The following is an 11,807-nucleotide window of genomic DNA, read 5'->3' on the forward strand; positions in this document are numbered from 1 at the left end:
GGTGGAGCGACAGCGACGCCGACTGCCCGCCGGGGTTCCCGCCTCCTCTGCCCGCGCGAGCGGACGGGCAGAGGAGGCGGACGGGCAGAGGGACGCGACCTCGGATGTCCCAGGGCCGCCTCCCGGCCAAAGGCGTGTATTCCCCGAGGTGGTGGGCGACGCGGTCGGCGTACGTGCGGTGGTTCGGGGGACGCTGCCGAAGGCGCCCGTGGCGATCGGCTCGCGCACCTCCCACACGCCGACCCGGTAGCCCTTGGGCACCGTGACGGCGTACGGCTCGGTCATCGGGCCGTCCGGCGGCAGGGCGCCGCCGCCAGGACCGTCGGGCCGTCCTCCCGGTGCACCGGCACACGCGAGGCGGCCGGCCAGTCGGGCCGCAGCCGCTCCACGACATGGTCGACGGCGGGCAGTGAGGCGTGCGGTGCGCAGCGCAGGTGGTCGTGGCGCGGTGCCCGCACCTCCGGCGGCAGCGGGTCGCCGGCCGGGGGAGGACGGTCCGCGGGAACCCGAACGGCACCGGCGCGTCCAGCCGCTCCGGCCGGGCCCCGACGTGCGCGGCCCGGCCGAGGGCGAGGCTTCCGCCCGGGGCGAGCCGGAGCCGTGTGCTGTGGTGTCCTGCGTCCCCCGAAGTCGGCGGAGGTACGACGATGATGCTGTAGAAGGCGCGTCCCCCATGCCTGACGGTCACTCCGTCGGGTCAGGGCGACGCACCAGGGCCGTGTCTCCCTCCGTACGGGTGGGACACGGCCCTGGTGCGTGATTGGCCGGAAGCGGCGCCGGACGAAACCGGCACAGCGGCGGATCCGGCGCGGCGGTGGAACGGGCCAGGGGTGGAACAGGCTCAGTACCGGGGCCGGTTGAACCAGTAGCTGCCGTTCCGGTTGGCGCAGAACACGATGATCAGGATGCCGAGGATCAGGCTGATCAGCGCGAAGACGTTGGCCATGAGCAGGCTGATCACACTGAACAGCGTGACCACCGAGGCGTAGACGATCGCGGAGACACGCACCCCGCCGCGGCCCGTGGCCATTTTCACGGCGGTGAAAATCGCCCAGAACGCGAACCCGAGGACGATCACACCGAGCACGACCATGATGCCCGCGCCGACGTCGCCGACGGTGTTCACGTCGTCCGACGAGATGCTCGGGTCGGAGGAGAGTTCCTCCTCGAGGTAATCCGCGAACCAGGCGCTGGCCACCATCATCAGCACACCGCCGAGGACCTGGAGCCCGCCGAGCACGAACAGCATCATGCGTGCGGCCTTCACGCTGCCCGGCATGACCGCCGCGGGGCCCGGCCCCGGCTGTCCGTAGGACTGCGGGAACTGCGGCGGCGAGGGGTAGCCGTAGCCGGGCTGGCCGGAAGGCTGCTGCTGCGGGTAGCCGTATCCGGGCCCGCCGTGCTGCTGGGGCGGCTGCCCGTAGGGGTTGTTCGGGTCGCCGAAGCTCATGGCGGTTCTTCCTCCGTTGTCGCTTCAGGTGCGGGACACGCGGGGCGCGGTTCGGAGGAAGGTCTACAGATGCGGTCCGTCCCCCCGGTACTGCCCGCGGCACTGTCCGTTCATCGTTCTCGACGGATCTGTCGATTGTCCAGCCGCAGGCGGATTGTGTTGTGCAAGTGCAACATTGCCGATCTTGGCCGGATACAGGTGGAACATGACCGGTGGGGGAGTGGACCGGAGCCGGTGTGTGGGATCGCGAACCTCGCGGTCGCCGGGGTCGTACCCGGGTACGACCCCCGCGCGATGCGGCCGGAATACGGGCGGATTGGAACCCGGGCCCGGTCATCCGCGAGGATGGGGCCATGACCGCCCAGATTCTCGATGGCAAGGCCACCGCAGCAGCGATCAAGTCCGATCTGACCGCCCGCGTGGCGGCGCTGAGGGAGAAGGGCATCACGCCCGGCCTCGGCACGATCCTCGTCGGGAACGACCCCGGCAGCCAGAAGTACGTCGCAGGCAAGCACCGGGACTGCGCCCAGGTCGGTATCGCCTCCATCCAGCGGGAGCTGCCCGAAACGGCCACGCAGCAGGAGATCGAGGCGGTCGTCCGCGACCTGAACGAGGACCCGGCCTGCACCGGGTACATCGTCCAGCTGCCGCTGCCCAAGGGCATCGACGAGAACCGCATCCTCGAACTCATGGACCCGGACAAGGACGCCGACGGCCTCCACCCGATGAACCTCGGCCGCCTGGTCCTGAACGAGCCGGCCCCGCTGCCCTGCACCCCCAACGGCGTCCTCACCCTGCTGCGCCGCTACGGCGTGGAGATCAAGGGTGCCGAGGTCGTCGTCGTCGGCCGCGGTGTGACCATCGGCCGCCCGATGCCGCTGCTGCTGACCCGGCGCAGCGAGAACGCCACCGTGACCCAGTGCCACACCGGCACCCGAGACCTGTCGGCGCACCTCAAGCGCGCGGACATCATCGTCGCCGCCGCCGGCTCCGCCCACCTCGTCCGCCCGGAGGACGTCAAGCCCGGTGCGGCCGTCCTCGACGTCGGCGTCTCCCGTAGCGCCGAGGGCAGGATCGTGGGCGACGTGCATCCGGACGTGGCCGAGGTGGCCGGCTGGATCTCCCCGAATCCCGGCGGTGTCGGCCCGATGACCCGGGCCCAGCTGCTGGTCAACGTGGTCGAGGCGGCGGAGCGCAGTGCCGGCTGACCGCAGCGCCCGAGAGGCGCGGACCAGGGCCCGGGAGACCGGGACGGACTTCGGCCGGACGCACGAGCCGGAGCCGGACCGGGGGCACGGGCAGGAGCAGGGCCAGGGACAGAAGCGGGAGCAGGAGCAGGTCCGGGAGAAGGGACAGGAGCGGGAGCCGGTCGAGGGCTCCGCCGTCGAGGAGGCCGACGAGGACGCCGCCGACGAGGGCATCACGGTCGTCGACCCCGTCAGCGCGCCCGACGCCTCGGGGCGGCCACGGCGCGCCACCCGCCGCTTCCCCCTTTTCACCAGGGACACCGCCCGCCCGGAGGGCGGTGGCCGGGCCGCACCCGGCGACGCTCCCGCGCCCGCCCGGCAGTGGCCGATCCTCGCCGTCCTGCTCATGGCCGGACTCGGCCTGCTGCTGACGGCGCTCGACCTGTTCCGGATCGGCACGCTGCTGGTCGGCGCGGCGCTGCTGGTCGGCGGGGTGCTGCGCTGGGTGCTGCCGGGCGTCGGCATGCTCGCCGTGCGCTCCCGCTTCACGGACATCGCCACGTACGGGGTGCTGGGCCTGTCGATCGTGCTGCTGGCGCTGATGGCGCAGCCCCACCCCTTGCTGGAGATCCCGTTCCTGAAGGACACCCTGCACTTCACCGTCAGCAACAGCTGACGCACCCGCTGCCTCGCGCGGCTGCCCCGCCCATCCGGTGAACGGCGGCCCGTCCTCACCCCCGTGAAAGGACGGGCCGCCGCCGGAAGCAACCTTCCTGCACCGTGAACCGGCTGTTCAACGGCTGTCAGGGCGCTGTGGCACGGAAGTGACCGTTCCGCTACGTCACCCGGATGCCCCGGATCGCCCCGGGAACTTCCGTGAAGTGCTTCCGGAACCCCGTCGGCGTGATAATTATGACGATCCGGGGCAACCTGTGATGTCCCACGCGTTGTGCCGGTTCCGTTCGGTCGAAGGGGTTGCCGGTGGGAGACTGGGACACGAGCGAGTGAGCGTGCGACGGCGCATGCCCGCGGCCCTGACGCTCCCGTGCGCCCCACCCCGGGAACTGAGATCCTGTCCGGCGGCATCCATGTGGGCAGCCGGAACGGGGACTCGGCAGAGGCACCACGCGCGAGGAAATACCAGCACGACCGGGGGGAAGGTGGGGAATCGATGCCTCGTTGGAAGGCCTTGCCGGATGAACTCGATCCGCAGATCAAGGAGTTCACGAGTCAGCTCAGGCGGGTGGTGGACCGCAGCGGCATGAGTGTCGCGTCGGTCTCGGACCGCACGGGCTACAGCAAGACGTCCTGGGAGCGTTATCTGAACGGCCGGCTGCTCGCGCCCAAGGGCGCGATCGTGGCGCTGGCCGAGGTCACCGGAACCAATCCGGTGCACCTGACCACGATGTGGGAGCTGGCCGAGCGGGCCTGGAGCCGCTCGGAGATGCGTCACGACATGACGATGGAGGCGATCAGGATCTCGCAGGCGCGTTCCGCGCTGAGCGAGCTCGCCGGGCCGTCGTCGGCCGGCGCGGGCGGCCGGGGGCGAAAGGGCGGGGGCGCCGCGGTCCGGCCGGGCGTCGCCGGTCCGGCCGGGGGTTCCCCGCTGGTGCCTGAGCAGCCCACCGCCTCGGACGTCCGTGACGCGTCGGGACCGAACTCCTGGGGCATGGCCGGGTACACGGGACCGTCCCCGTCGGGTCGCCGGGACGCCCCGGCGTACGCCGGGGCGCAGCCCGCGGGTGACGGGCGTCCGCGGGGTTCGTCGGACGCGCAGGGCGCGCCGTCCCCGGGGGCGGCGCGCCGTGGCGGTTCCGGCGGTTCCGGTGGCAAGCGGCGGACGGGAACGTTCCTCGCGGGCGCCGTCTGCGTGCTGGTGGTGATCGCGGCCGCGTTCTACGTCACCGGGCTCGAGGGCGACAAGGAGGGCGAGGCGGTGAAGTCGCCCTCGCCCACGGCCTCCGTCCCCGCGAATCTGCCCGCCGGGGTGGAGTGCAGCGGCGACAGCTGCCACGGCAAGGACGCGGAGAGCATGGGGTGCAGCGGTGACCTCGTGACCACGACGCGGACGGCGACCGTCGGCACCACCCTCGTCGAGGTCCGCTACAGCAAGGTCTGCGGTGCCGCGTGGGGCCGGATCACCCAGGCCGCGCAAGGCGACACGGTCGAGATCACCGGCGGGAAGAGCAAGCAGAGCGACAGCATCACCGAGGTCGGCGACACGGTCACGTACACCCCGATGATGGCGGTCGGGAAGGCGGCGGACGCCAAGGCGTGCGTACTGCTGGCCTCCGGCGAGGAGGGGTGCACGGAGGAGACGGCGTCGGGAACCGCGGAGTAGGTCCTTGTGGCGCGCCCGCCGGCCCGCCGAGTACGGGCGCGGGGCGGCGGGCGCCGGCGGCGCGGGACGGCGGCGGCCCTCAGGGCCCCGCCCGGGCCGGCCCGCCCCGGTGAAGTTCGTGGCACGGGACGGGCATGAGCCGGCGAATGCCGGGCATGTGCACGTCACCCCCACGGGTCCGGCAGGATCGGTCACCCGAACGGCGGCCGCCTCCGTCCCTCTCGCGGACAGGCGGCCGCCTTTCCCGCGGGCGCGTCCGTGCATCCCTCCGTCACTCTGTGGGACGGGCCACATGGAGCCCGGCCGTCCGCGATCGTGGATGCGCGATAGCCTGACCGCTGGATCTCTCTTGACGCCAAGAGATCGATCATCCAGCGGTGATCCCTCCGTACCGGTGATCGATCATCGTGGCGGGCACCGGTCACGAGCCGGACGGGATCCCGTACCCCGGGGCAGGGACGCCCCACCGCCAGCTGTCATACGGAGAACGCCATGACCCGCACTCCCGTGAACGTCACCGTCACCGGCGCGGCCGGCCAGATCGGTTACGCCCTGCTCTTCCGCATCGCCTCCGGCCAGCTGCTCGGCGCGGACGTGCCGGTCAAGCTCCGCCTGCTGGAGATCACCCCCGCGCTCAAGGCGGCCGAGGGCACGGCCATGGAGCTGGACGACTGCGCGTTCCCGCTGCTCCAGGGCATCGACATCTCGGACGACCCGAACGTGGCCTTCGACGGGGCCAACGTCGCCCTTCTCGTGGGCGCCCGTCCGCGCACCAAGGGCATGGAGCGCGGTGACCTCCTGGAGGCCAACGGCGGCATCTTCAAGCCGCAGGGCCAGGCCATCAACGGCCACGCCGCGGACGACATCCGGGTGCTCGTGGTCGGCAACCCGGCCAACACCAACGCGCTCATCGCCCAGGCCGCCGCGCCGGACGTACCGGCCGAGCGCTTCACCGCGATGACCCGCCTGGACCACAACCGCGCGCTGACCCAGCTGGCGAAGAAGACGGGTTCGACGGTCGCCGACATCAAGCGCCTGACCATCTGGGGCAACCACTCCGCCACGCAGTACCCGGACATCTTCCACGCCACCGTCGCCGGCAAGAACGCCGCCGAGGTCGTGAACGACGAGAAGTGGCTGGCCGAGGACTTCATCCCGACCGTCGCCAAGCGCGGTGCCGCGATCATCGAAGCCCGTGGCGCCTCGTCCGCCGCCTCCGCCGCCAACGCGGCCGTCGACCACGTCCACACCTGGGTCAACGGCACCGCGGACGGCGACTGGGTCTCCATGGGCATCCCGTCGGACGGCTCCTACGGCGTCCCGGAGGGCCTGATCTCCTCCTTCCCGGTCACCGTGAAGGACGGGAAGTACGAGATCGTCCAGGGCCTGGAGATCAACGACTTCTCCCGCGCCCGCATCGACGCCTCCGTCAAGGAGCTCGAGGAGGAGCGCGAGGCGGTCCGCGGCCTCGGCCTCATCTGATCCGTCAGTCACGTTCCGGGCCACGGGCCCCGTGCCGGGTTTGACCGGTACGGGGCCCGTCCGCGTGTGCAGGCCCGTCCGCGCCCGTCCGCGTGTGCGGCGGAGCGCCATGGGCTCCAATCCATGGCCAAAGGTTAACGTAAGTCACATCATTACGCTCTTGACAATTCGCTTTGCATGATGTTGTCGCTCCCCTATGCTGATGGTCCTTCAACTCTTCCGTCACCAAAGACACATGCGCATCCGCATCGGGGGACCGGCATGAGCACTGCCCACGTGCCGCAGCAATCGCACCGCACGGGCGGCACGGCACCGCCGGACCTCCCGCGCGTCCCGCCGCGTGCCAGCGAGGTGACCAGACTGCTGTGCGGGGGCGTCAACCTGGACCTCGTCTACCGTGACCGGGTCATCGAAGAGCTGTATCTCCACGAGCAGCGGATCGTGGCCCCCTCGCCGGGTTTCGACGCGGCCCGGGTCCTGGCCCACGCGCTGCGGGCCCAGCGGCGGGCGCTGTGCTGGTCGGCCGCTGTCCTCGGGCTCTGGGCCGTGGGCGTGCTGGTGACCGACGGCCTGCTGGCCGCGCTGCTCCTGCCCGGCGTGCTGCTCGGTCTCGTGCCCTGGATCAAAGGCCGTGACGGGGAGTCGTCCCAGGCCAGGAAGTCCGGCGCCGCCCTGGTGCTCTGGTTCGGGCGGCTGTACTTCGCGGTGTGCCTGGCCGCCATGATCGGGGTCGGTTTCGGTGCCGGCACCGGCGGCTCCGGTTCGGATTCCGGTTCCTCGTACGGTTCGTACGATCCCGCCTACGACTCCTACGACTCCAGTGGTTCGAGCGGCGACGTCCTCGGCCTCGGCGACGTTCTGTTTCCGCTCTTCACCGGCGCTGCGGGGACGTTCGAGCCGTGGCAGGCCTGGACGGCGCTCGTTTTCCTCGTACTGATCGGGCTGTGCGTGGCGGGCCGGCGCGACCAGTTCGCCCGCGTGTTCACCGAGGAACTGTCGCGGCGGCGATTCCGGGACGTCACGGAAGACCCCGCGGAGCAGGCCGGGGGAGAGCGGTTCGTCCGGCTGAGGGACCGTATCCGGCAGGAACAGCACGCGCCGCTGGTGATGTACGACGAGGCGAGTCCGTTCCGCGGGGCGGGAATCGGGCGCGACAGCTGGGTGCTGGCCGTCGAACTCCGGCCGGACGAGCAGAAGGAGAACCAGGAGCCGCTCAGCAACCGGGCGATCCTCGACCGGATCCGGCCCTTGATCGAACAACTGCGTGTGCCCGCCGAGAGCGCGGGCTCCGTCGCGCGCGACCGGCTGCGGCATCTGGAGATCGACGAGTGCGTCTTCCTTCCCGTCGACAAGGAACAGACCGATCGCGCGCAGGCCCTGTACACGCCGCAGGAAATCGAGCGGCACCGGCTGCGGGCGGTCGAGGAGGGAGGTGAGGGACGACGGCACTTCCTGCGCATCCGGGTCGGCGGCTGGGAGGAGGAGCTGATCGTCACGGTCTACGTGCGGGTTCACACGCAGGGGCGGATGCTCATGCTGGAGATCGCCCCACACGTGATGCCCCCGCTGCAGGAGAAGTTCAAGAACGTCGACCGCGTCCAGCACGAGTTCCGCACCGCCACCGGATTCGGCAGGACCGTCGCGGCCGCCGTCCAGGTGCCCGGCTCCGTGGGCCGTGCGCTGATCGTCCTGTGCGGTGGCCTGGGCTACGGGTGGCGGCTGCTGACCGTCGGCCGGGGAGGTGGGTTGCTCGAAGGCCCCGCCCTCTCGGTGCGTGAACTGGCCGCGGTGGGGGCGGGTTCCACCTTCCAGGACATGGATGTGCGGCGTTACCTGCGAAGCATCCAGGACCGCGTCGGGCACGGGGTACGGCTCGCGCTGGCCGAAGCCGGCTACGAGACCGGTGAGTTCGTGCAGAAGATCGTGAACATCAGCAACGGCGCGGTCAACATCAACCGCGTCGACGGCTCCACCTTCGCCATCGGTGCGCACGCCCGTGCCGCCGCTGCCACCACCGGCGGCCCTGCGCCGCGGAGAGGATCCTCCAGCAATGGCACCCAGTGAGGAAAAGGGCGTCCGCGTGGGCGACGTCTCCCACAGCACCTTCGCCATCGGCAGCCACGCGCACGCGGAGAGCCACCACGGCGTCCCGGCTCCGCGCGACGCCGCCACCGAGGAACTGCTCGCCGCGGTGAGGGAACTGCGCACCGACCTGTCCCGGCTCCAGAGGAGCGAACAGACCGTACGGCTGGACGCGGCCCTTGCGGAGACCGAGGAGGAGATCGACCGGACCGGTACGGCCGGCGAGAGCCGCCGTCGGCGGCTGCGTGAGGTGCTCACGGACGCTCAGGCCGTCATGGCGCTGCTCGTCTCGGCCGGGACCGTGGCGGGACTGCTCGGGATGTGACGACGGCGGTACCCGCAAGACGCAGGGGACGCAGGGGACGCAGGGGACGCAGGAGACACGGGGGAGGAGAAGGAAGCGATGAGTGGGGGACCGCGGTACTGGAACGAGGAGAACCAGCGCTGGGAGGAAGGGGAGGGGGGCACGGCAGCGGACACCGCCGCGGGCGCGTCCGCTCCGGTGATGCCACCGCCCCCGGACGTCTCGCCCTCCGCCCCCACCCTCACGGGCATCCGGTGGCCGGGCGGCGGTACCCCGCCGGAGCCCTCCGGGCAGCCCGCGCCGGCCCCCTGGTCGTCCCCCGAACTGCCCCACGGCCCCGCCGGGCCGTCCGTCCCGCCCGTGCCCCCGCCGCCGGCGCGGCACGGGCTCGACCGGAGGCGGGTGTGGGCCGTGGTGGGCGGGGCCGTCGTGATCGGGGTGGTCGTGGGACTGGTGCTGACCCAGACCCTGGGAGGAGGCGAGGGCGCGGACGGCCAGGAGGACGACAAGGCCGCCTCGGCGAGCGTGTCGCAGCCCGCCGGTTCGGGAACCCCCGGACCGCAGGAGCCACCCGCCCCGCGACAGCCGTCCTTTTCCACCGGGCAGACCACGCCGTCCGCCCCGGGTCCGGCCGGTACGGACCCCGCCGGTTACGACCGGTACACCGATCCCGAGGGCTTCACCATCGCCCGCCCCGAGGGGTGGAGCCGTACCAGCGTGTCCTCCCAGTACGGCATGGACGTGGTCAGCTACCGCAGTTCCGGCAGCGGCAGGCGGCTCCAGGTGTTCGAGGTGGCGGAGCCCTCGCCCGACGCGTCGTACGAACTGTTCCTCTCCGACGCCACCCCGAAGGCCCCCGGATTCCAGCAGCTCTCCCTGGAGACGCTGGACGACGGCGACTTCACCGGCTCCCGGCTGGAGTACCTCGCGGACTCCTTCAGGGGGGAGCCCGACATCGGGACCTGGCACGTCGTCGACCTGCGCTTCCAGGCCGCCGACGGCAAGCTGTACGCGCTCGCCGCCTACGGGGCCGACTCCGACGGTCACGAGGACGAGCGCGAGCTGATCCGGACCGCCCTCGCACACTTCTGCCCGCCGGAGACCACCTGCGGGGCGGCCGTGGACCTCGGCTGAACCGATCACGGCCGGTGATACGGGGTGCTTTCCCCGTTTTCGCCCGCATGCTCCGTGACGCCGCGCACTTCCCGCCATGAATCGCGCATGCATACGAAGTCTGCGGGCAGGAGCCCTCCCGTTCCGTGGGTGACGCCTGTGTGACTCGACCTGGGTCACTCGCGGGCGCTGAACAGGAACGGAAGGCAGTAGGCGATCATGGCGGACACTACAGAGCTTCAGGTGCGCACCTCCATCCATGCGGGAGGCGAGTGGCGGGCGGCCGTCTCCGGGGCCACGCGCGAGATCCTCGACCCCGCGGACGCCCTGCCGTTCGCCGTCGTCGCGGAGGGCGACGAGAAGGACGCCGACCTCGCGGTGGCCGCCGCCCGGCGCGCGTTCGACGAGGGCCCGTGGCCGCACACCCCGGTCGCCGAGCGGGCCGCGCTGCTGCGCCGCGTCGCCGGTCTCCTCGTCCGGGACCGGGAGGAACTCGGCCTGCTGGAGAGCCGGGACGCGGGCAAGACCGTCGAGGAGGGGCGCGTCGACATCGACTGTGTCGCCGACGCCTTCCGCTACTTCGCCGACCTGGTCGCCGGGGAGGCCCCCGGCCGGGTCGTCGACGCGGGCTCCACCGACGTCCACAGCGTCGTCGTGCACGAGCCCGTCGGTGTCTGCGCCATGATCACGCCCTGGAACTACCCGCTCCTCCAGGCCAGCTGGAAGATCGCCCCGGCGCTCGCGGCCGGCAACACCTTCGTCGTCAAGCCCAGCGAGATCACCCCGCTGACCACGGCCGCCCTCATCGGCCTGCTGACCGAGGCGGGCCTGCCCGCCGGTGTCGCCAACATCGTCACCGGCCCCGGCCGCACCGTAGGCGCCCGGCTCGCCGAGCACCCCGACGTCGACCTGGTCTCCTTCACCGGCGGACTGGCCAGCGGCACCAAGGTCGCCGAGGCCGCCGCGCCGACCGTGAAGAAGGTCGCCCTCGAACTCGGCGGCAAGAACCCCAACGTGGTCTTCGCCGACTCCTGCGCCACCGAGGAAGGTTTCGACACCGCCGTCGACCAGGCGCTCAACGCGGCCTTCATCCACAGCGGCCAGGTCTGCTCGGCGGGCGCGCGGCTCATCGTCGAGGAGTCGGTCCGCGACCGCTTCGTCACCGAACTCGCCCGCCGCGCCGAGCGGATCAGGCTCGGCCGGGGCACCGCGGACGGCGTCGAGTGCGGCCCGCTGGTCTCCGAGCAGCAGCGCGACAAGATCGAGGCGTATGTCGCCTCCGCGCTGAAGGAGGGCGCGGTGCTGCGTTCCGGCGGGAAGCGGCCCGAGCCGTCCGCCGAGCGGCCCGAGGCCGGCTACTTCTACGAGCCGACCGTCCTCGACCACTGCCACCGCGAGATGCGGGTGGTGCGCGAGGAGGTGTTCGGGCCGGTCCTCACCGTCGAGACCTTCCGCACCGAGGACGAGGCCGTCGCCCTCGCCAACGACACCGAGTACGGGCTGGCCGGCGCCGTCTGGACCGCCGACGCGGGCCGCGCCCGGCGGGTGGCCGGACGGCTGCGCCACGGCACCGTGTGGATCAACGACTTCCACCCCTACCTCCCGCAGGCGGAGTGGGGCGGCTTCGGCAAGAGCGGAGTGGGCCGTGAACTCGGCCCGGCGGGTCTCGCCGAGTACCGCGAGACCAAGCACATCTACCAGAACCTCGCGCCGAAGCCGGTGCGCTGGTTCGCCGGCTGAGCCCGCCGCCACCGAGCGGCCCACGTGGCGAACGCGCCGCCGTGGGGAGAGGCGGCCCTCGCGCCTCTCCCCGGAACCCGCAGCATCCGCAGCATCTGCGGCACCCAC

The 11,807-nt window shown here is 71.9% G+C and carries 9 protein-coding genes and 1 pseudogene; 8 read left to right on the plus strand and 2 right to left on the minus strand.

Annotated elements, in window-relative coordinates:
• Window positions 1-341: 341 nt before the first annotated feature.
• Window positions 342-688 (minus strand): annotated as a pseudogene (locus ACWZEH_RS21470) (hypothetical protein); the annotation flags it as partial.
• Between the two features lie 153 nt (window positions 689-841).
• The gene (locus ACWZEH_RS21475; protein WP_456192741.1) at window positions 842-1,450 is read right to left on the minus strand and encodes a hypothetical protein; all 609 of its coding nucleotides are present in this window, start codon (window positions 1,448-1,450) and stop codon (window positions 842-844) included.
• Between the two features lie 353 nt (window positions 1,451-1,803).
• Between ACWZEH_RS21475 and ACWZEH_RS21480 the strand changes: the two genes are divergently transcribed.
• The 8 genes from ACWZEH_RS21480 to ACWZEH_RS21515 all read left to right on the plus strand — a co-directional run bounded on the left by ACWZEH_RS21480 (window position 1,804) and on the right by ACWZEH_RS21515 (window position 11,699).
• Window positions 1,804-2,658 carry a bifunctional methylenetetrahydrofolate dehydrogenase/methenyltetrahydrofolate cyclohydrolase gene (locus ACWZEH_RS21480; protein ID WP_456192742.1) on the plus strand — a complete coding sequence of 285 codons (855 nt, stop codon included), beginning with the start codon at window positions 1,804-1,806 and terminating at the stop codon, window positions 2,656-2,658.
• 211 nt (window positions 2,659-2,869) lie between these two features.
• A complete protein-coding gene (locus ACWZEH_RS21485) occupies window positions 2,870-3,313 on the plus strand; it encodes a DUF3017 domain-containing protein (protein ID WP_456199747.1) in 444 nt (147 codons plus the stop codon).
• 495 nt (window positions 3,314-3,808) lie between these two features.
• Window positions 3,809-4,978 carry a helix-turn-helix domain-containing protein gene (locus tag ACWZEH_RS21490; protein WP_456192743.1) on the plus strand — a complete coding sequence of 390 codons (1,170 nt, stop codon included), beginning with the start codon at window positions 3,809-3,811 and terminating at the stop codon, window positions 4,976-4,978.
• A 492-nt stretch (window positions 4,979-5,470) separates the two neighbouring features.
• Window positions 5,471-6,460, plus strand: a complete 990-nt coding sequence (locus ACWZEH_RS21495; RefSeq protein ID WP_266080496.1) for a malate dehydrogenase — start codon at window positions 5,471-5,473, stop codon at window positions 6,458-6,460.
• A 261-nt stretch (window positions 6,461-6,721) separates the two neighbouring features.
• Window positions 6,722-8,524, plus strand: a complete 1,803-nt coding sequence (locus ACWZEH_RS21500; protein WP_456192744.1) for a hypothetical protein — start codon at window positions 6,722-6,724, stop codon at window positions 8,522-8,524.
• Complete coding sequence (locus ACWZEH_RS21505; RefSeq protein WP_456192745.1) at window positions 8,511-8,867, plus strand: hypothetical protein; 357 nt, start codon at window positions 8,511-8,513, stop codon at window positions 8,865-8,867. Before ACWZEH_RS21500 ends, ACWZEH_RS21505 begins: the two co-directional genes overlap by 14 nt.
• 78 nt (window positions 8,868-8,945) lie before the next feature.
• A complete protein-coding gene (locus ACWZEH_RS21510) occupies window positions 8,946-9,980 on the plus strand; it encodes a hypothetical protein (protein ID WP_456192746.1) in 1,035 nt (344 codons plus the stop codon).
• Window positions 9,981-10,178: 198 nt separating this feature from the next.
• Window positions 10,179-11,699, plus strand: a complete 1,521-nt coding sequence (locus ACWZEH_RS21515) for an aldehyde dehydrogenase family protein (protein ID WP_456192747.1) — start codon at window positions 10,179-10,181, stop codon at window positions 11,697-11,699.
• Window positions 11,700-11,807: the final 108 nt, after the last annotated feature.

It is taken from the genome of Streptomyces yamdrokensis (genome assembly GCF_053890455.1).